The sequence below is a fragment of the Brevundimonas sp. DW-iso22 genome (assembly GCF_058725425.1).
In genome coordinates this window covers 557,584-576,427 of record NZ_JBZXEB010000002.1, presented here as the reverse complement: position 1 = coordinate 576,427, position 18,844 = coordinate 557,584, and the positions used below count along the sequence as shown (strand labels likewise).

Below are 18,844 nucleotides of genomic sequence, written 5' to 3'. Positions count from 1 at the left end.
GTCTCAGGCCGCGCGGGCCTGTGCCGGAGCGGTGGCGGGTTGTGCTGCACCTGGCCGCACGATCGGAATGTCGAAGCTGACCGTCGTACCCCGACCCGGCTCGCTCTCCAGCAGCAGTTTGCCGCCGTGCAGTTCGATCAGAGACTTCGTTAAGGCCAGGCCCAGGCCGGTGCCCTGGGTCGTCTTGGAATGCTGGCCTTCGACCTGTTCGAACGGTTGGGCCAGACGCGCCAGATCCTTGGCGGCGATGCCGATGCCGGTGTCGGTGACCGCGACGCGCAGGCGTTCGTCATCCAGCTGGGACAGGGCCACAACGATGTCGCCGCCCTCTGGCGTGAACTTCACGGCGTTGGAGATCAGGTTCAGCATGACCTGTTTCAGCCCGCGCTGATCCGCCTCAATGTCGGGCAGATCGGGGGCGTCGATGATCAGCTTCAGACCCGACTCCTCGATCTTGCCGCGCATCAGCAGGGCGGCATCGGTGGCCACCTCCTTCAGCGATACCCGTTCATAGTGCAGGGTGACCTTGCCTGCCTCGATCTTGGCCATGTCCAGAATGTCATTGATCAGGCTGAGCAAATGCTGGCCTGATTTCAGGATGTCTGCGGCATAGCCCTTGTATTTTTCATGCCCCAGCGGCCCGAACATCTCGTTGAACATGATCTCCGAGAAGCCGTTGATGGCGTTCAGCGGCGTGCGCAGTTCGTGGCTCATATTGGCCAGGAACTCTGACTTGGCCTGGTTGGCGGCCTCGGCGCGGGTCATGGCCACTTCGTATTTGCGAGCCAGCAGGCGCAGCTTGTCCTCGCGGTCCTCCAGTTCGGTGATGGTGGAGTGCAGGGTGTCGGTGACGCGCTGCCGCTCGGCCTCCTTGTTCTTGATGGCCGTGATGTCGGCGGCGGTGACGACCGAGCCGCCGTCGGAGGTGTAGCGCTCGATCATCTGCAGCCAGCGGCCATCGTTCAGCTCGATCTCGCGCGCGCCGGCCCGGCCACCTGTGGCCGGCTGATCGGATTTGATGGCCAGTGCGGCGATCTGGTTCAGATCCTGCTTGAAGGCACCGCGGCGCAGAACGCCTTCTCCGAAGTCGAAGGTGTCCTGGAATGCCTGGTTCCACAGGATCAAGCGTCCGCCCTTGTCGAACAGGACGAAGGCGTCGGATACGCTTTCAATGCCGTCGCGCAGGCGCCCCTCGGCAGCCTGGGCCTGCGCCTTGGCCCGGCGGGCCTCTGTGGTGTCCAATGCGATTCCCAGAACATTGGTGAAGCCCTGCTCGCCGCGGTCTCCGCGCGCCTGGCCCCTCGCATCGATCCACCGCGCCTTCCCCTTGGCGTCCGGTACCGGAAAGCTGACATCGAAGGTGCCGAACATCTGGGCCTGTTGCAGGGCGTGCAGGACTGCGGCGTGATAGCTGTGGTGGATCTGGGCCAGCACGGTCTTCACGGGCAGGGACCCGCCTTCTTCCAGTCCAAGAAGACCTGCCATGAAGTCCGAGACGGTGATGATCTCGGCCTCCGTATCCCATTCCCAGACGCCACAGCGAGATGCCTCGACGGCCCCGCGAAACCGTTGCTCCGAAGCGGCCCAGGCCTTGCTGATACCTTGCTGACGTCGCTCGACCATCAGAACGAGCGCAATCACCGCGATGCCAAGGCCGGCGGGTATGATGAAGATCCAGATATTGCTCAGCAGCCCGGCCGGTCCGGTACCCTTGGCCGATGTGGCAACCGCGATCAGGCTCGAGTCGCCGATTGGTATGGCTGTTCGACGAACCAGCCCCTCGCCAATTCTGAGCTCATCGGCTTGGCCGTCAGCCCGGATCGGGCGGATGGTCAAACCCAGAGAGCGCCCATCGCGCGAGGAACTGGCCAGCACCGCAGAGGTGCCTGACATAAGCCAGAGTTCAGCACCCTTGCGAGGCTCCAGCGCCGGCAAGCTGACACGGGCGATCAGGTTCGACCCACCGTCAAAGCTGCGCCGGATCAGCAAGGCCTCGCCGTCGCGAGACAGGTCGGGCCGGTTGGTCATGGCTTCAAAAGCATCAGGCTGTGCGCCCGCGCTGGCCAGGACGTCGCCCGATGCGTCTATGACGGCGAAGGCGCTTTCAGGTGCAGCGGCCCGGGCTACGGCTACCATCTGCGATGCATTGCCGGAGGCTGCTACAGCGGCGCGGCCAGCAGCCTGGGCCGGCGCAATTTTCCGTGCCGTGTCCAGCGCGAGCAGCCGTGCCTCGCGGTCGACCGCCTCCATGCGCAGCCCGTCCTGCTCCAGATCGGGCCGGGCCATTTCACGCGCGAACAGCATCACGCCCAAGGCAATAACCAGGGTCAAGGCCAGGATGCCGACCCTCAGCCAAGCGGGCGCGCCCTGGCGACGGTCGGTCGCGCGACGCCCCTCGGCAGTTATGCGGCGCTCGGTGCTCCGCAAGCGATCATCCCCCAACCCAAATCAGTAGAAGCAGAATCTAGGCTGCGTCGCGGATTCGTGTCGAGGACTGGTTTACCGATCGTCAACGCTTTCAGGCGGCGTGTGACTCGGAAGACTCTCGCCTTGTGGACTTGGTCTTTGGCCGGGCCAGAACGTCGGTGATGGTTTGCAGCAGACTGCGGGCCTGCCGGGCCAGTTGTACCATTTCCGGCGGTGCGTCGTCGGGGTCCTGGTCGACCGATTCCACCAGTTGCGAGGCGATGACCATCAGCTTGGGAGCCGCTGCAATCAGCCGGGCCTGAAACTCGATATGGTCAGGGTCGCGGTCGTACTCTGCGCCCGGTACACGCCAGCCACCCCAGTCCATGCGGTCGGTGACCACGACGGGATAGGTGCCGGGGAAGGGATGATGGGCGCAGTCTTCAGGTTGCTGCCACTTGTTGCGTACCCGCATCAGCCGCCACAGGCCCATGTTGGCAGAGGAGGCGTCCTCGGTCGGGACAAACAGCTCATTGGCCTGGAACTCGCGTCCCAGGCCAACTTCATAGGTAACCCGGATAGGTTCGGAAAAGCCTTTGGCCCAGACCGGCTTCACCTTCTCGACCTCGGCCCACGCCCCGACGCACTTCACCCAGACGGTCTGACCCTTTTGAAACTGTGCGAGCGCCATGTTCGATGTCCTCTTTCGAGGCCACCGTGCCAATCAGCCGTGAACAGTCGGTTCCGCAAAAAGGTTAAGGGCGTGCAGGCCCAGCCTAGCGGGAAATAGATTCCAGGGCTTCGCCCGCATACTTTTCCTTCACACGGGTCGACAGGTCGCCCAGCGAGACGACGCCGACCAGACGCCCATCCTTGTCCAGAACCGGCAGGCGGCGGATCTGACGGCTGGCCATGGCGTCCAGCACGGTTTTCAGATCGTCGTCGGCCCGCGCTGTCATCGGATCGCGAGACAGGCATTCCAGCACCGTGGCGGTCGCCGCCGCTCCCGAGGCCAGGCCGCGCACGACGATGTCGCGGTCGGTAATCGTCCCGATCAGCTGATCGCCGTCGGCCACGGGCATGAAACCGAAATTGCCATCCTTCATGCGCACGGCCACTTCGGGCAGGGTGTCGGTGGGCCGGGCGACCTGGACGTCCTTGCTCATTACGTCACGGACTTTCATGGGGTGTCTCCTGCAGTTTCGATTGCAGGCACAACCCTTGCCGTGGGCTGGGGTTCCGAGATGCTGCCGTCAGGGCCGCGCCTGGGCTGGCAATCCCTGCGCCGCCCGCACCATCTGGACGAACTCCGCGCGCTGGCCATAGGCATCCTCTCCCCGGGCGGCCTGCGCCTGTGCCAGGATCGCATCCCAGCCATAGCCCGCGTCCATCCACGGATCGTCGCGCAGCTTCTGACCGAAGGCGGCGACGGCCAGGGCCCAGCGGGTGCTCTCCGGTGGCGAGCCCGCACCATTACCGCTGTTGGACAGGACGCGCTGGATCAGGCGCGAGGTGTCGCCGCCCGGCGGCTTGAACCGGACCTGGACGAAGCCGACCTCGCTCTCCGGATCGCCGCCGCCGACACCGATGGAGCGATTGGCCTCATAGCGGCGCTCCGGGATCTGGCTGGGGCCACCCACGGGCGTGATCTCATACAGCGCGGTGACGGAGGCCCCCGACCCGACCTCACCCGCATCGATGCGGTCGTTGTTGAAATCTTCCTCGTTCAGCAGCCGGGTCTCATAGCCGATCAGTCTGTATTCGCTGACGCGGGCGGGGTTGAACTCGACCTGGATCTTGACGTCGTCGGCGATGGGAAAGGCCCCTTTGTCGAAGGCCGGGCCAAACAGACGACGCGCCTCGTTCAGGTTGTCGACATAGGCGGCGGTGCCATTGCCGGCCTGGCTGATCGCCTGCATCCGCGCGTCCTGATAGTTGCCGCGCCCGAAGCCATAGACCGACAGATAGATGCCGGTTTCCCGCTTGCTGGCGACATAGTCCTCCAGCCGCTGGTTGTCGGTCTGGCCTACATTGAAGTCGCCGTCGGTGAACATCAGGATGCGGTTGACCTTGTCGCGGGCAAAGCCGGCCTGAGCCTGGTCATAGGCATTGGTCATGCCCGTCGCGCCTGCCGTTCCGCCCGAGGCATACAGGCTGGCGACCGCGCAGCGCAGCTTCAGTTTCTGGTCGCCCGGCGTCGGTGCCAGGGTCGTGCCTGCCCCTTCGGCATAATAGGTGACCGCAACCGTATCCTGGGGGCGCAGGCGGTCGATGATCAGGTTCATCGACTTCTGCGCCAGGGCCAGCTTGTCCGTGCTGTTCATCGAGCCGGACACATCTACGAGGAAGGTCAGGTTCAGCGGACGCCGCTCGCCCTCGGGCAGTTCATAACCTTGCAGGCCGATATGGACGATTTGGCGACCCGGCGACCAGGGCGAGGCGACCACTGCCGTGGTGATGGCGAACGGTTCGGACGCCGAACGCGGCAGGGCGTAGCCATAGTCGAAATAGTTGACCATCTCCTCGATCCGCACCGCATCGACCAGCGGACGACGCCCCTCGTCCACGAAGCGGCGAACATTGGCATAGGCGGCGGTGTCGACGTCGATGGAGAAGGTCGAAACGGGCTCGTCGGCCACGCGCTTGACCGGATTGGGCGTAGCGTCGGGATAGCGCTCTGTGTCGGCGGGACGGGGCGGAATGCCGGGCGGCAGGGGGCGATGAACCGGGGGCGGCGCATAGGTAGATCCGCTTGCTGCCGCTTCCGACCGCTGCACACGACTGCCGGTGACGACGACACCGTCGAGCGTCGTCTGGCCGTTGGGCAGTGTCTGTACAACAAGCGGACGCGCGGGCGCGGGCGGGGGCGACAGGGGCATGGGGGGCGATGGCGGCGGCGGTGTGAGGCGATAGCGCGTGCGGTCATCCCCATCACCGGCTACCGGGAGGATGAAGCCATAGGGTCGGCATGCGGCCGCCGACACTGCACCATCGACGGGCTTGTTCGCATCGAAGCTGTCCCGGTTTTGCGCGGCGACGGAGAACGTAGCCCCCGGCGCGGTCAGGCTGAAGGCCATCACGGCCGTGACGGCGGCGGTCATTGGGCGGTCGATCATGGCGGGGCCTTCCCTGTCGTCTGATGTCGATGAGGCAGACCGCCGTTGGGCGAAACTGTGGCGGCCTCCGGACGAGAGATGCGGTCCCGTCCTGTCCCTCACAGGGTGGCGCAATCGGGCCACAGCCCCCACTATCGGAATCTGACGGACCAGGGGGACACGATGGCCGAGGCGAGCACAGGCGTTCAACTGGTCCAGGTGGCGGCCTTGCTGGGGGCCGGCGTCGTGGCCGTGCCGCTGTTTCGCAAGCTGGGACTGGGCTCGGTCCTGGGTTATCTGGCCGCCGGACTGGCTATCGGCCCGTTCGGATTCAAGCTGTTCGCCGAGCCGGAGACTGTGCTGCACGTCGCAGAATTCGGCGTGGTCATCTTCCTGTTCATCATCGGGCTGGAGATGCGGCCCGCGAAACTGTGGAATCTGCGACGCGAAATTTTCGGCCTGGGCGTGGCCCAAGTGGGACTCAGCGGGCTGCTGCTGACCCTGGCGGCGATCGCCTTCGGCGTGCCTGCGCATATCGCCTTCATCGTCGCCATGGGCTTCGTCCTGTCATCCACCGCGGTCATCATGCAGGGTCTCGATGAGCGCAATGAGCTGAACACCCCGGCGGGTCAGCGGGCGGTGTCTATCCTGCTGCTGGAAGACCTGGCCATCGTGCCGTTGCTGGCCATCGTCGCCATTCTGGCCAGCACCATGGGCACGGCGGTCGACGGTCCGCCGCTTTGGCAGACCATCGCTCTGGGCCTGGGGGCCATCGTCGCGGTGGTGGTGGCGGGGCGTTATCTGCTGAACCCGGTGTTTCGTTTCCTGGCCCGGCATGGCGGGCGCGAGATCATGAGCGCCGCCGCGCTGCTGGTGGTCGTGGGGGCCGCGCTGATCATGACCCTGGGCGGACTGTCCATGGCCATGGGGGCCTTCCTGGCCGGGGTGCTGCTGTCCGATTCCAGCTTCCGCCATCAGCTGGAAGCCGATGTCGAGCCATTCAGGGGCCTGTTGCTGGGCATCTTCTTCGTCAGCGTGGGCATGTCGCTGAACCTGGCTGTGGTGCTGGCCGACTGGCCGATCATCGTCGGCGGACTGGCCCTGTTCATGGTCGTCAAGGCCGCGGCCATCTATGGCGTGGCGCGGCTGCTGAAGGCCTCCAATCGCGAGGCCGTCGAACGGGCCGCCATGTTCGCGCAAGGCGGCGAGTTCGCCTTCGTCCTGTATGCCGCCGCCCTGGCCGCGGGGGTGCTGGATGCCCGGTCCAGTGCCATCGCCACCGCCCTGGTCATCCTGTCCATGGCCCTGACGCCGCTGACGACGCTGGTCGTGCGCCGTTTGATGCCCCCTGCGCCGGAACTGTCGCCGGACGAGGCCGAGGGTGTCGATCACGCCAGCGGCCTGCGCGAGCGCGTCCTGATCATCGGCTTCGGCCGTTTCGCCCAGGTGGTGTCCCAGCCCCTGCTGGCCCGCGACGTCGACGTGTCGATCATCGACTACGACGTGGAGATGATCCAGGCCGCCGGGAACTTCGGCTTCAAGGTCTATTATGGCGACGGGGCGCGGCTGGACGTGCTGCGGGCTTCGGGTGCCGCCAAGGCCGAGACCATCCTGGTCTGCGTCGACAAGGCCGAAGTGGCCGACCGTATCGTCGAACTGGTCAAGGCCGAATTCCCCCTGACCAAGCTGTTCGTGCGGGCCTTCGACCGGGGCCATTCGATGCGTCTGGTTCAGGCCGGGGTGGAGTATCAGCTGCGCGAAACTTTCGAGAGCGCGCTGGTCTTCGGCCATCAGGTGCTGATCGACCTGGGCTTCAGCCAGGATGAGGCCAGCGAGACCATCGAGGATGTCCGTCGCCGCGACGAGGAGCGGTTTACCCTGCAACTGGCGGGCGGCCTCGCTGCCGGACGCGGTCTGATGCGCGGCAATGCCGTCACGCCCCAGCCCGCCCCCTACATCAAGCCCCGCCGCGAGGGTCAGGCACTCAACGAGGAAGCGGCTGAGGCTCTGGAGGAAGAAGATGCCCGCGAAAAAGCCGGTGTCTGATGACACCGGCTCCTTCATTCGGTCATTGACGCAAGCGTTTACATCGCGGCCTTGATCTGTTCGGCCATACGCAGGTGGCCTTCGATCGCGGGCACGACCTTGCGGGCGTGGGCGGCCAGCGGCGAGTCTGCATCGGCGAAACCGCGATGCAGGGTCAGGGCCTCGTTGTGCGCAGCGATCTGCTGATCGATGAAGACGCGGTCGAAGTCCGCGGCCGAGGCCGACCGCAGATTGTCGATCAGCCCCTGGCGACGCTCGTCCAGATCGGTCGGGGGCGTGGTGTCAGGCGCAGCTTGCGGCAGCATGGCCTTCATCTCGTTCGAGGCGGTGGTGTGGTCGGTCTTGATCATCTGCGCCAGTTCCTTGACCTGGGCATTCTGTGACCGCTCCAGGGCGATGTCGGCGGACTGGATCTCGTACATGTCGCCCATGGCGGCGTTGGGGATATAGGCCGACTGCATGTTGGACCCCATGACGGCTGCCGAGGTCTGGCCGACGGGCGCGGACATGGCGTCCTGGGCTGCATCGACAGGTTCGGACGCTTGTTCGGAGTTGCAGGCGCTCAGCAGGGCCAAGCAGGCGGTGCCGGCGAGAAGGGTTCTGATCATCGGTATTCCTCCAAAGTGGGGACAGGACCACAAAACCGTTCGCCAGCCTGATCGTTCCTGTGTCCGATGTCAGACATAGGGTGAGCATCTCCAGGGTTCGCCAGCGGCCCCGGCATGGTGTAGACGCCGCCCCGATGAACCGCCGCCTTTCGATCGCCCCGATGATGGACTGGACCGACCGGCACTGCCGGGCGTTCCATCGCACCCTCACGACCCGGGCCCTGCTCTATACGGAGATGGTCACGGCCCCCGCCGTGCTCCACGGCGATCAGGCGCGGCTGCTGGGCTTTGACGCGGTCGAGCATCCAGTGGCGTTGCAACTGGGCGGGTCGGACCCGGATCAGCTGGCCCAGGCCGCGCGGATCGGGGAACAGTACGGATATGACGAGATCAATCTGAACGTCGGCTGCCCGTCCGACCGGGTCCAGTCGGGCCGGTTCGGGGCCTGTCTGATGCGCGAGCCGGAACTGGTCGCCGACTGCATGGCCGCCATCAAGGGCGCGGTCGCCGTGCCCGCCACCGTCAAATGCCGCATCGGCGTGGATGATCAGGACCCGGAGCAATCGCTTTTCGCCACGGTCGATGCCTGCGCTGCTGTCGGCATCGACACCTTCATCGTCCATGCCCGCAAGGCCTGGCTGAAAGGTCTGTCGCCCAAGGAAAACCGCGACGTCCCGCCTCTGGACTATGCCCTGGTTCGGCGGCTGAAGCGCGAGCGGCCGCATCTGTCGATCAGCATCAACGGCGGCATCGCTTCGCTGGACGAGGCCGAGGCCCATCTGGACGACACCGACGGTGTGGCTCTGGACGGCGTCATGCTGGGCCGCGCCGCCTATCACGAGCCCGGTCTGCTGGGTCAGGCGGATCGCCGACTGTATGGAGCCGATACGGCGGACGTGGATGCCTTCACCGCCATCGAACGCTACAAGCCCTATCTGGCCGCGCGGCTGGAGGAGGGGGTGTCGCTGCCGTCGATGACGCGCCACATGCTGGGCCTGATGCATGGCCGACCCGGAGCGCGGGCCTTCCGCCGCATCCTGACGGTCGAGGCCCTCGGTCCGAATGCGGGGCTGGAAGTCCTGGACCGCGCCGCCGACGCGGTGCGCGAGGCGGAGGAACGGCGACAGGCCGCATGACGCCGCCGCACCGTTAATGATGCGCGGGCGACACGCCCGGCGCGCGATGTATGGCTACGCTTCGAGGAATTGTGGCGAGGATGAGGCGTTCGCGTTAACGTCTGCATCTGGAGCCACGCCATGTCAGACACGCCGCCTGTCAACTCGAAAGCCGCCCTCAGGATCGTCCCCGGCGAGGCCGAAATCTATGATCTGATGCGCCAGCCGGAGACCACCTCCGAGCGTGTCAAACGCCTCCAGCAGGAGGCTCGCGCCTTGGCCGTCGAACAGGTCGAGGCGCTGGAAATCCTGCTGATGCAGGCGTCGCAACTGGCCCGCGAGATTGCCGAGGGTGGCGACGCCTATCCGGTCGGCGCGCGCGAACTGGCCGGGCGCATGGCCTCGGACCTGCCGACCAAGGTCGAGACGCTGAAGGCCATCATCAGCCGCGTCTAGACGGCTGTGCGTACCGGTCGATCGCGGATCCGCTTCGCCAGCCGGAACACCACGATCGCCAGGATCACCAGCACCAGCGGGATGATCACCGGGGCCAGGAAGGCCACGATCACCGTCAGCACCGCCAGGACATCCTCGATCAGCGACACGATCGGATTGCCCAGCCCTCCGGTCGTGGCGGTCGAGCCGACCCGCACCCCGGTCTGGGCCGCATTGAAGGCCAGGGCCGTGGGGGCCCCCACAATGATGCCCGCCACCGCCGCCGTGGCGGGATCGACACCCCAGAAGACGCTGCCTGCCGCCACCGCGCCCGCAATCGGTCGGGTGACATAGCCGACGGCATTCAGCGCATGGTCCACCGCCGGGACCTTGTCGCCCGCAAACTCGGCCACCGCCGCGACGGCCAGAGCCGAGATCGCGGGCCATGATCCCAGCCAGTCCATCTGGTCGTTCAGGCGGATGCCGAACATCTCGAACTTCGCCGCCAGGGCCAGCATCAGCAGCGGCAGAAAGGTGCGCAGACCCGTCGCCGAGGCCAGCCCCAACCCCAATAGCGCGGGCAGAACCCAAGTCTGAAGCGGGCCGACAGCCGCGCCCACCTCTGTCAGATCCAGTCCCGGCATGGCCCTTCCTCCTCACGCATCTGTGTGACTGAACGCATGATGCGCGGGAACGGCGCGTCGCTCCACGGTCTTTTCAAGAGACCCCCGAACTGATGCGCCAACAGGAGCCCGCCATGACCGACCGTTTCGAACCCCGTGCCGAAAACATTGCTGACCAGGAACGCGACATCCAGTCCGGCATCGACGCCAAGGCGAGCGGCGGATCAGACGACAAGAACAACGGGGCCATGCAGGCCGGCGCGCGCCGCTATCCGGAACCGCCCTTTCCGAAGCAGCACCAGACCAAGCCCGGAGACGAGGCCGCCCTGGATCCCGCGCCGATGTACGATGCGCCGTTCTGGAAAGGGTCGGGCAAGCTCGATGGCATGGCGGCCATCATCACAGGCGGTGATTCCGGCATCGGTCGCGCGGTCGCCGTCCTGTTCGCACGCGAAGGCTGCGACGTCGCCATCTGCCATCTCGACGAGGACAAGGATGCCGAGGACGCCCGCACCGCCGTGGAGGCTGAGGGCCGCCGGGCCATCGTTCTGAAAGGCGATGTCTCCGACCCGTCCTTTTCGGAAGCCGCCGTCAAGGCCACGCTCGATGCCTTTGGCCGGCTGGATGTCGTGGTCCCCAATGCGGCCTTCCAGCAGCATGTCGAGGCGCTGGAGGACCTGACGTTCGAGCATTTCGACCGGACGCTGAAGACCAACCTTTATGGCTATTTCAACCTGGTGAAGGCGGCGGTTACGCACATGAAGGCGGGCGGTTCGATCGTGATGACCGGCTCGGTGACCGGCATGATGGGCAGCAAAAATCTGCTGGACTATTCGATGACCAAGGGCGGCATTCACGCCTTCGCCCGATCGCTGGGCACCCATCTGGCTCCGCGCGGCATTCGTGTGAACGTGGTCGCGCCCGGCCCGGTCTGGACGCCACTGAACCCCGCCGATCAGGAGGCTGACAAGGTCGCCCAGTTCGGAGGCGACACCGTCATGAAACGCCCCGCCCAGCCCGAGGAGATGGCCCCTGCCTATGTGTTCCTGGCCTCACCTCAGATGTCGAGTTACATCACTGGCGAAGTCCTGCCGTTGATTGGCGGTTACGGCGGAGGGTGAAGAGGCCGCGTCTGGTTGATTTTTTCGACCGCGCTGGAACGTCAGGCCAGGATGTCCAGCAGAGTGCCGGTCATTTCATTGGCCGACCGCAGCACTACCGCATTGGCCTTCAGCGCCACCTCCGCCTGGATGCGTTCGACGCTTTCCGCGGCCAGGTTGTCGAGCGGAGCGACTGCCGTGCGCCGGGCGCTGGCGTCGAAGCGGGCGGTGGCGGCGGCGATACCCGAGGCGGCAACTGAAAAGGCCTGCATGGCGCGGCTCCGTTTCTTGGAGCCGGGATTGTGCACATCCTTGATTATCGCAGTGCTGATGAGGATGGTGAACGGGCTTCAGCCGCCCTTTTGCCCAGGAAACCGCCCGACCTTGGTCGGTCCACCGCGTCCGAAGCGGACCATGCGGTAAGGATATCCGGGATAGAGGGCCGCTATGTGCCTTACGCCCTGCAAGGCTACGGTGGGATGTTCGCCCCCGCCCATGGTCAGAACAATGGTGTCGCCGCCGGAACCCTCTTCGTAGGTCGGCTCATAGCCCTCTTCAGTCCAGCGACGGGCGACGTCTGCGGATGTCACGGCCCAGAAGGTGAAGCCCACGACGCGTCCGTTCTCCGACGCCAGGACATAGTGGCCGCGACGCACCGCCGCCGACAGGGTGTCGACCATACGACCGAAAGGCAGATCACTGAACGGCTTGCGCCCCGCCATGAAGATGACGGCAGCGGCGAAAGCCGCGTCCGAGCGCTCCATGCGTCCGATCTTCAGTGCCATTGTACCTCACGTTCTCGTTACCGGGATAATGAATTGCATCCGTCGTCTCGAACAATTCGTAGATGCGGTTGCTAGCAACCGAATACCAAGCCTTGCTATTGCATACAACAAGCTATGCCATAGTCTTAAAGATTTATTGTGCCAATCTGAAACTATTGTCGCCGAGACTCCGTTACCTGCCCCAATGACCAATTCAGGTCAAAAATCGGCGCGCTTTGTGCCGTTTTAGGGAGTGGGACATGCCTACATTCAACGGGACAGCCGGAAACGATTTCTTACTGGATACTGCGGGCGACGACATCCTGAACGGCCTGGGCGGCCTGGATGTCGTCAGCGTCAATACAGGCCGCGACGTCGTCGACGGCGGCGAGGATTTTGACCGGCTGCTGGTCAACTACGGATCGGCCACCACGGGCATCGTGAACTTCGCCGACAACGGTTTCGACAACGCGGCCGGCAACAGCACCAACAGCGTGCGCTTTACCAATGTCGAATCCCTCGTGGTGACGACGGGTTCGGGCGACGACAGCATCCGCACCTTCTTCCGCCCCGACAGCAACAGCGACACCATCGTGTCCGGCAACGACTTCATCAGCCTGGGGGCCGGCAACGACCGCGGTGTCGGTGGTGGCGGAGACGACACACTCTACGGTGGAGACGGCAATGACGTGCTGGACGGCGATGGTTCGATCTTCGGCAAGTTCGGGGCTTCACGCACCATCGGCGACCGCTCCTTCACCGGTAACGACACCCTGTTCGGCGAGGGCGGAGACGATCTGCTGCAAGGCGGTGCGGGCGACGACATCCTGGATGGCGGGATCGGCAACGACACGCTTCTCGGTGACGGTGTTGTGCTGAGCTATACCGACCGGTCCAACAATGGTGGTGGCGGTACGCTGAATCAGGTCGATCGATTTGGCGGCAATGATTCAGGCAACGACACCCTGCGCGGCGGCGACGGTGACGACATCCTGGAAGGCCGTCTGGGCAATGACGTCATTTTCGGCGACGCAGGCAACGACCTGGCTCGCTTCAACATCTCGCGCGACGGCAGCGACCTGACCGACATGGGCACAGGCGACGATGTTGTCGAGATTGACGTCAACGCCAACTCCGATCGCTCAAGCGCCATTCGCGTGACCTTCACCAGCGCCGAGGTCGGCAACGGCAACGCCAACGACGGCGGTACCATGACCAACCAGGACGGCGGACTGGCTGTACGCATGCAGTCTGAGGACTACAATGACGGCCTGTTCGGCGAAGTCAGCCGGTTCGATGATGAAGGTGTGACCTTCGTGGCTCAGGGCTCTGCCCTGTTCGACGTGCGCGATCTGGTCTCCGGAGCCCAGCGCGGCAATCTGTTCAGCACGGTGACATTGGGCACGAACGTGGCCGACACCTATGCCGGGACGGACAATGCCGACTACGTCAATGCCGGTGCAGGTGACGACGTCGTCACGACCGGTGCAGGCAACGACTTCCTCGTCGGCGGTGGCGGCAACGACACCCTGGACGGCGGAATCGGCAACGACACCTTCATCGGCGGGGGCGGTGACGACATCATGATCGGTGGTGACGGCATCGATACGGTCAACTATGGCCCGGCGACAGCAGGGGCCACCGTGCGTCTGTTCGGCGGCACCAGCTCGGACGGGCAGGGCGGCACGGACACCCTGACGGGCATTGAGAACGCCGTCGGCGGTTCGTTCAATGACGTCCTGATTGGCAGCACGGCAGACAATGACCTGACCGGCGGCGCGGGCAATGACGTCCTGGTCGGCCTGGACGGTAACGACACCTTGCGTGGCGGTGCGGGATCCAACGAGATGTACGGTGGTCTGGGCAATGATGCCTATGTCGTCGAAAACGAAGGCGACACGATTGTGGAGCTCGCAGGCGAAGGTACGGATACGGTGCTGACGGCGTTGGGCACCTACAACGCCCTGGCCGCCAACGTCGAGAACCTGACCTTCACCTCGGCCATCGACCACGTGGGCTTCGGCAATGCGGGTGACAACATCATCACCGGCTCCACTGGGCGCGATGTCCTGCTGGGTCTGGACGGCAACGACACGCTGATCGGCGGGTCGGGCGTGGCCAATGAGCTCTACGGCGGTGCAGGCGACGACACCTACATCCTGACGACCGTCGGCGACACCATTGTCGAGGCGGCAGGCGGCGGTATCGATACCGTCCGTACCACGGACAACAACACGACCCTGGGTGCCAATGTCGAAAACCTGATCTACACGGGTCAGGGCGGAGCTATCCTGAGCGGCAATGCCGAGGCCAACACTATCACCGGCGGTTCGGGGGCTGACACCCTGACGGGCGGGATGGGCAACGACATCCTGAGCGGTGGTGCGGGAACCGACGTCGCCGTGCTGTCCGGCGTGCGGGCCGACTATACCGTCGTCCTGACCGCCAACGGCTATCAGGTGACCGACAATACCGCCAATCGCGATGGCATCGACCAGTTGTCCGGGGTCGAGAACGTGCGCTTCTCGGATGGCACCACGGTCGCTCTGGCGGACCTTGTCGCTCCTGTGCCTTTCGTCGCAGACGACTTCGTCATGAAGTCGGGTTCGGACATGCCGGACGTCATGCCGCTGTCGTTCGACGACGAACTGTTTGATCGTCCCGACAGCATGTCCGGATTGTTCGTCGATCAGGGCGGTACCCAGTACGATCCGATGCTGGGGTCTTGGACAGATCATGTGCTCGAAGCGCGTCATGATGGCCACGACGCCTGGGGTCTGTAGGCCTCCCACTTCCAAATCCCCGGCGTAAAGCAGAGGGCCGGTGTTTCGCACCGGCCCTCTTGTCTGTCAGATTGCGCACTTGCCGTGCCGGATCAGCGGGGGCAGGATTTCGATCATGAGCACGCCGCACATTCACACGCCCGCTTCCGGTGAACGTTTCGCCTCGTTCAGCCAGTTCTACCCGTATTACATCCACGAGCATTCCAACCGGACGTGCCGGCGGATCCATGTGGTGGGGTCGGCGCTGGTGATCGGGGTGGTAATCCTGGCGTTGGTGACGAGGAATGCCTGGTGGCTGCTGGCCATGCCGGTGATCGGCTATGGCTTTGCCTGGGTCGGGCATTTCTTTTTCGAGAAGAACCGGCCCGCCACGTTCAAATACCCGCTGTGGAGCCTGATGGGCGACTGGCGGATGTTCTTCGAGACTGTGTCTGGCCGGCGGAGATTCTGAGATGCGCGGACTGTTGATCGCAGCCGTGATGGCGGTCCTGGCGGGGCCTGTCGCGGCTCAGGACGCACCGTCGGCGACCACGCTGCGCAACGGTCTGGCCGGATCGTGGAGCGGGGCGCTGGGGTACCGCGACTATCAGTCCAATGAGCTGTTCGAGATACCGGTCGCCACGACGATCGAAGTCGTCGCCGATGGCGTGACCCAGATCAGACGCTCGCTATTCGACGATGGACCGGACAATCCGGTCTGGATCACGACGATCAGCCTGGACGACCCGGCGGCGGGCACTGTGACATCGTCGTCCTATCGTTCCGGCCGCCCGGTCGAGTTGTCGACTCAGACGGTCAGCGTGGCCAGTTATGTCGATGCGACCCACTGGTCCATCATCTATGAGCGGACCGGACGGGACGGCGATGCGGACGCCGAAATCCGCGTCACGGAGACGCGCGATGGCGGCGAGTTGCTGGAGATCAAGGAAGTCCGGCCCGTGGGATCGAGCGAAGCCTGGGCCTATCGAAACCAGACGCGGCTGACGCGCATCGAAGAGTGAGGCCTAGTCCGAGACGCCGACCGATGACCCGGTGCCCGCGTTTGAAGCCATCTGGGTCGACCGGCTGGGGGTCGCGTCCCACGACGGCGGGCAACCGTCAAAGCGGCCGGCATCGGCGATGGTCAGGGTGCGGATATTCAGGTGCATCGCCTGGCGCATCGAGCCACGACCGTGGCCGGTATAGAGATCGACCTTCTGGCCCTTGATGCCGCCGCCGATGTCGGATGCGTACCAGTAGCCGTCATGGATGGTGCCGTCGGCCATGCGCAGACCCACGGTCTCGCGGATGAACAGGCGGGTGCGGCGGGGAATGTAGCGTGGGTCCACGGCCACGGTCCGCATGGCGATCGGGCGGCAACCGAGCGAATCGTTGCCCGTCGCTCCACCACCCCCGGCGTGATACAGGCGCGCCGAGGCGCTCCAGCGGGCATCGCCCTGCATGTGGGCCAGCTGATCGGCGGTCAGGGCAGCCTCGGCATCGCCGCTGTCGGAACCTTCGATTTCGGAGGGGGTTGTCACAACAGCGCGGTCGGCAGCGACCGCAGCTTCGTAGGACACCGGTTCTCCGGAAACGGGGAAGGCCATCGCCCACAAAAGGGCGAGCGCAGCGGCTGTGCCGAGCATGGTGATACTCATTGAATCACCGGTCCCGACGCGTCCGGCCCGGCGCTTGTCGTTTCTAATTGTGGCAAAAACCGGACATTCGGGGCTAGCTGCGACCTCTCGCCCGATTCAGCCGTGGAAAACCACAGGTTCGTAGTGATCAGCGTGGGGTGCCGCTGACTATGTGGGTCGCACCGATAAGCAGTATTCGCAGTCTATGTGTATTTTGCTGTACGGATATGCTCGACGAAGATGAGGCGTTGTTCTGCATTCGCGTGCGTGATTTTTGTATTGGCAACGCACCACTACCGATGTCGCCAATTGACTGTCCGCCCCGCCTGGAGCTGTGGATAACTCTGACCTGTGTGAGCGGGAACCGAGGCGTGGTTCGACCTGCAACGAAAATGGTCTAAGGGCAGGAATTATCGATCCCGGGAGCCTGTCCATGAAGCGTTTCGTCGTTGCCGCCGCTGCGGCCTGTGCCCTAGCCGTTGCGGCTGCGCCTGTCGTGGTTTCGGCGTGGGGCAACACCGGACACCGGCTGATCGGCGTGGCGGCGGTGCGCGCGCTGCCTGACGATCTTCCCGCCTTCCTGCGCACGGCGGCCGCCGCGACCGAGGTCGGTGAACTGGCGCGCGAACCCGACCGCTGGAAAGGCGCAGGTCAGCCGCACGACCGCGAGCGCGACACGGCCCACTTCGTCGACATGCTGGATGACGGCCGCATCATGGTCACGGGCGGTCCGTCCATAGACGCCCTGCCGGAGCTGAAGCACCAGTACGACGCCGCCCTCATCGCCGCAGGCAGCTCGGTGAACGAGGCGGGCTATCTGCCCTATGCCATTATGGACGGCTATCAGCAGCTGGTGCGCGACTTCGCCTATTGGCGCGTGCTGAATGCTATCGAGGCGCGCGAGACCGATCCGGGTAAACGGGCCTGGTACCGTGAGGACCGCATCCGGCGCGAGGCCCTGATCCTGCGCGACATGGGCGTGCTGGGCCACTATATCGGCGACGGCTCGCAGCCGCACCATACGACGATCCACTACAATGGCTGGGACCGGAACACGCCCAATCCCGAGGGCTTCACCACCTCGCGTCAGACGCATGGCCTGTTCGAGGGGGACTTTACCGCCCGCGTCGCGCGCCTCGATCTGGTCGAGGCGGGCATGGCCGCGCCGCGCGTCGACGGCTTCGACATGAAGGCGCGGGTACCGGCCTATCTGAAAACTACCCTGGCCGAGGTGACCCCCTTCTATCGGCTGGAGAAGGACGGCGGCTTCCGTGACGGCGACCCCCGCGGCGCGACCTTCACCGTGGCCCGTCTGTCAGCAGCAGCGGCGGAGCTGCGCGACTTCTACACCGCCGCCTGGCGGGCCTCGGCGGACGTTTCCATCGGCTGGCCGGCGGTCAAGGTCGCAGAGGTCGAGGCCGGGACGGCCGATCCCTGGCTGGCCATGTATGGCGAGGACTGATTGTCCGAGCCTTCGATCCTGACGCCTCCGGTCGTCATCCTCGACAAGTCCCAGATGGCGGAGAACATCGGGGCGGTGGCCAGGGTGATGGCCAACTTCGGCCTGTCGGAGCTGCGGCTGGTCGCGCCCCGTGATGGCTGGCCGCAGGAGCGGGCCTGGGCGACCGCCTCGGGCGCGGACTGGGTGCTAGAGGGCGTCCGGGTGTTCGAGACGGTGGCCGAGGCCATCGGCGATCTGAACGTCGTCCACGCCGCCACCGCCCGCCCGCGCGAGACACGCCAGCCCGTGCGCACGCCACGCGAAACGGCGCGCACCCTGTATGACGACCGGGCCTCGGGTCTGAACGTCGGCCTGCTGTTCGGGGGCGAACGGGCGGGGCTGGAGACCTCCGACATCGCCCTGTGCCAGGGCATCGTCACCATCCCCATCGACCCGCGCCACCAGAGCCTCAACCTGGCCCAGGCTGTGGCGATCAATGCCTATGAGTGGCGGGCGACCGTGCTGGACGCGCCCCCGCCCAACTTCCGCGAGGCCGAGCCGCCCGCCGACGGTGCCCTGACATTGGGCATGTACGAACATCTGGAGCGGGAGCTGGACGCCGCGGGCTTCTTTCACCCGCCCGAGAAGTTCCGCTCGATGAGCCAGAACCTGCGCGTCATGCTGGGCCGTGCTGCTTTCACGGCCCAGGAGGTGGCGACGTTCAGGGGCGTGATCACGGCCCTGTCCAAGGGGCGCGGCCGGGTACTGGCGCGGCTGGCGGCGGAAACACATTCCTCCCCCCTTGGGGGAGG

The 18,844-nt window shown here is 65.2% G+C and carries 18 protein-coding genes; 9 read left to right on the top strand and 9 right to left on the bottom strand.

The window, feature by feature from the left end; translation table 11 throughout:
• Positions 1 to 3: 3 nt before the first annotated feature.
• The 4 genes from AC4PRM_RS02800 to AC4PRM_RS02785 all read right to left on the bottom strand — a co-directional run bounded on the left by AC4PRM_RS02800 (position 4) and on the right by AC4PRM_RS02785 (position 5,522).
• Positions 4 to 2,427, bottom strand: a complete 2,424-nt coding sequence (locus tag AC4PRM_RS02800; protein WP_492038702.1) for a PAS domain-containing sensor histidine kinase — start codon at positions 2,425 to 2,427, stop codon at positions 4 to 6.
• A gap of 91 nt (positions 2,428 to 2,518) precedes the next feature.
• Positions 2,519 to 3,097, bottom strand: coding sequence for a hypothetical protein (locus tag AC4PRM_RS02795; protein ID WP_373255991.1), 579 nt, complete (start codon positions 3,095 to 3,097; stop codon positions 2,519 to 2,521).
• An 85-nt stretch (positions 3,098 to 3,182) separates the two neighbouring features.
• Complete coding sequence (locus tag AC4PRM_RS02790) at positions 3,183 to 3,590, bottom strand: CBS domain-containing protein (RefSeq protein ID WP_492038701.1); 408 nt, start codon at positions 3,588 to 3,590, stop codon at positions 3,183 to 3,185.
• A 69-nt stretch (positions 3,591 to 3,659) separates the two neighbouring features.
• Entirely contained in the window at positions 3,660 to 5,522 is a 1,863-nt protein-coding gene (locus AC4PRM_RS02785) for a vWA domain-containing protein (RefSeq protein ID WP_492038700.1), read from the bottom strand.
• A 162-nt stretch (positions 5,523 to 5,684) separates the two neighbouring features.
• Here AC4PRM_RS02785 and AC4PRM_RS02780 point away from each other — a divergent pair, with 162 nt between their 5' ends.
• Entirely contained in the window at positions 5,685 to 7,547 is a 1,863-nt protein-coding gene (locus tag AC4PRM_RS02780; RefSeq protein ID WP_492038699.1) for a monovalent cation:proton antiporter-2 (CPA2) family protein, read from the top strand.
• A 38-nt stretch (positions 7,548 to 7,585) separates the two neighbouring features.
• Here the strand turns inward: AC4PRM_RS02780 and AC4PRM_RS02775 are convergent, their stop codons facing one another.
• Positions 7,586 to 8,155: a DUF4142 domain-containing protein gene (locus tag AC4PRM_RS02775; protein ID WP_373255987.1), complete on the bottom strand. Its 570-nt coding sequence runs from the start codon at positions 8,153 to 8,155 to the stop codon at positions 7,586 to 7,588.
• Positions 8,156 to 8,289: 134 nt separating this feature from the next.
• Between AC4PRM_RS02775 and dusA the strand changes: the two genes are divergently transcribed.
• Together dusA and AC4PRM_RS02765 are read left to right on the top strand one after the other, a co-directional pair.
• Positions 8,290 to 9,291: a tRNA dihydrouridine(20/20a) synthase DusA gene (gene dusA / locus AC4PRM_RS02770; RefSeq protein ID WP_373255986.1), complete on the top strand. Its 1,002-nt coding sequence runs from the start codon at positions 8,290 to 8,292 to the stop codon at positions 9,289 to 9,291.
• A gap of 120 nt (positions 9,292 to 9,411) precedes the next feature.
• On the top strand, positions 9,412 to 9,726 hold the full coding sequence (locus AC4PRM_RS02765; protein ID WP_373255985.1) for a hypothetical protein: 315 nt from the start codon (positions 9,412 to 9,414) through the stop codon (positions 9,724 to 9,726).
• Here the strand turns inward: AC4PRM_RS02765 and AC4PRM_RS02760 are convergent.
• The gene (locus AC4PRM_RS02760; RefSeq protein WP_492038698.1) at positions 9,723 to 10,349 is read right to left on the bottom strand and encodes a DUF4126 domain-containing protein; all 627 of its coding nucleotides are present in this window, start codon (positions 10,347 to 10,349) and stop codon (positions 9,723 to 9,725) included. The two genes, AC4PRM_RS02765 and AC4PRM_RS02760, sit on opposite strands and share 4 nt — an antisense overlap.
• Positions 10,350 to 10,462: 113 nt before the next feature.
• Here AC4PRM_RS02760 and AC4PRM_RS02755 point away from each other — a divergent pair, with 113 nt between their 5' ends.
• On the top strand, positions 10,463 to 11,449 hold the full coding sequence (locus AC4PRM_RS02755; RefSeq protein WP_492038697.1) for an SDR family oxidoreductase: 987 nt from the start codon (positions 10,463 to 10,465) through the stop codon (positions 11,447 to 11,449).
• A 41-nt stretch (positions 11,450 to 11,490) separates the two neighbouring features.
• Here AC4PRM_RS02755 and AC4PRM_RS02750 read toward each other — a convergent pair whose 3' ends face one another.
• Positions 11,491 to 11,700 carry a flagellar hook protein FlgE gene (locus tag AC4PRM_RS02750; RefSeq protein ID WP_492038696.1) on the bottom strand — a complete coding sequence of 70 codons (210 nt, stop codon included), beginning with the start codon at positions 11,698 to 11,700 and terminating at the stop codon, positions 11,491 to 11,493.
• 78 nt (positions 11,701 to 11,778) lie between these two features.
• Positions 11,779 to 12,213, bottom strand: coding sequence for a hypothetical protein (locus AC4PRM_RS02745; protein ID WP_492038695.1), 435 nt, complete (start codon positions 12,211 to 12,213; stop codon positions 11,779 to 11,781).
• A gap of 239 nt (positions 12,214 to 12,452) precedes the next feature.
• Between AC4PRM_RS02745 and AC4PRM_RS02740 the strand changes: the two genes are divergently transcribed.
• The 3 genes from AC4PRM_RS02740 (at position 12,453) to AC4PRM_RS02730 (ending at position 15,976) form a co-directional block, all read left to right on the top strand.
• Positions 12,453 to 14,975 carry a beta strand repeat-containing protein gene (locus AC4PRM_RS02740; protein ID WP_492038694.1) on the top strand — a complete coding sequence of 841 codons (2,523 nt, stop codon included), beginning with the start codon at positions 12,453 to 12,455 and terminating at the stop codon, positions 14,973 to 14,975.
• 115 nt (positions 14,976 to 15,090) lie between these two features.
• Positions 15,091 to 15,426, top strand: coding sequence for an Mpo1-like protein (locus AC4PRM_RS02735; protein WP_492038693.1), 336 nt, complete (start codon positions 15,091 to 15,093; stop codon positions 15,424 to 15,426).
• Position 15,427: 1 nt separating this feature from the next.
• Positions 15,428 to 15,976, top strand: coding sequence for a hypothetical protein (locus AC4PRM_RS02730; protein ID WP_492038692.1), 549 nt, complete (start codon positions 15,428 to 15,430; stop codon positions 15,974 to 15,976).
• Positions 15,977 to 15,979: 3 nt separating this feature from the next.
• On the opposite strand, the gene AC4PRM_RS02725 is transcribed toward AC4PRM_RS02730, so the two are convergent.
• On the bottom strand, positions 15,980 to 16,600 hold the full coding sequence (locus tag AC4PRM_RS02725) for a 3D domain-containing protein (protein ID WP_492038691.1): 621 nt from the start codon (positions 16,598 to 16,600) through the stop codon (positions 15,980 to 15,982).
• A 424-nt stretch (positions 16,601 to 17,024) separates the two neighbouring features.
• Here AC4PRM_RS02725 and AC4PRM_RS02720 point away from each other — a divergent pair, with 424 nt between their 5' ends.
• Both AC4PRM_RS02720 and AC4PRM_RS02715 read left to right on the top strand, forming a co-directional pair.
• Entirely contained in the window at positions 17,025 to 18,053 is a 1,029-nt protein-coding gene (locus AC4PRM_RS02720) for a phospholipase C/P1 nuclease family protein (protein ID WP_492038690.1), read from the top strand.
• A 54-nt stretch (positions 18,054 to 18,107) separates the two neighbouring features.
• A partial coding sequence (locus tag AC4PRM_RS02715; protein ID WP_492038821.1) for an RNA methyltransferase occupies positions 18,108 to 18,844 on the top strand: 737 nt, incomplete at its 3' end.

Coding starts and splice junctions, on each gene's coding strand:
- AC4PRM_RS02795 (WP_373255991.1), bottom strand. CDS start 3,097: ATGGCGCTCGCACAGTTTCAAAAGGGTCAGACCGTCTGGGTGAAGTGC.
- AC4PRM_RS02790 (WP_492038701.1), bottom strand. CDS start 3,590: ATGAAAGTCCGTGACGTAATGAGCAAGGACGTCCAGGTCGCCCGGCCC.
- AC4PRM_RS02785 (WP_492038700.1), bottom strand. CDS start 5,522: ATGATCGACCGCCCAATGACCGCCGCCGTCACGGCCGTGATGGCCTTC.
- AC4PRM_RS02780 (WP_492038699.1), top strand. CDS start 5,685: ATGGCCGAGGCGAGCACAGGCGTTCAACTGGTCCAGGTGGCGGCCTTG.
- AC4PRM_RS02775 (WP_373255987.1), bottom strand. CDS start 8,155: ATGATCAGAACCCTTCTCGCCGGCACCGCCTGCTTGGCCCTGCTGAGC.
- dusA (WP_373255986.1), top strand. CDS start 8,290: ATGAACCGCCGCCTTTCGATCGCCCCGATGATGGACTGGACCGACCGG.
- AC4PRM_RS02765 (WP_373255985.1), top strand. CDS start 9,412: ATGTCAGACACGCCGCCTGTCAACTCGAAAGCCGCCCTCAGGATCGTC.
- AC4PRM_RS02760 (WP_492038698.1), bottom strand. CDS start 10,349: ATGCCGGGACTGGATCTGACAGAGGTGGGCGCGGCTGTCGGCCCGCTT.
- AC4PRM_RS02755 (WP_492038697.1), top strand. CDS start 10,463: ATGACCGACCGTTTCGAACCCCGTGCCGAAAACATTGCTGACCAGGAA.
- AC4PRM_RS02750 (WP_492038696.1), bottom strand. CDS start 11,700: ATGCAGGCCTTTTCAGTTGCCGCCTCGGGTATCGCCGCCGCCACCGCC.
- AC4PRM_RS02745 (WP_492038695.1), bottom strand. CDS start 12,213: ATGGCACTGAAGATCGGACGCATGGAGCGCTCGGACGCGGCTTTCGCC.
- AC4PRM_RS02740 (WP_492038694.1), top strand. CDS start 12,453: ATGCCTACATTCAACGGGACAGCCGGAAACGATTTCTTACTGGATACT.
- AC4PRM_RS02735 (WP_492038693.1), top strand. CDS start 15,091: ATGAGCACGCCGCACATTCACACGCCCGCTTCCGGTGAACGTTTCGCC.
- AC4PRM_RS02730 (WP_492038692.1), top strand. CDS start 15,428: ATGCGCGGACTGTTGATCGCAGCCGTGATGGCGGTCCTGGCGGGGCCT.
- AC4PRM_RS02725 (WP_492038691.1), bottom strand. CDS start 16,600: ATGCTCGGCACAGCCGCTGCGCTCGCCCTTTTGTGGGCGATGGCCTTC.
- AC4PRM_RS02720 (WP_492038690.1), top strand. CDS start 17,025: ATGAAGCGTTTCGTCGTTGCCGCCGCTGCGGCCTGTGCCCTAGCCGTT.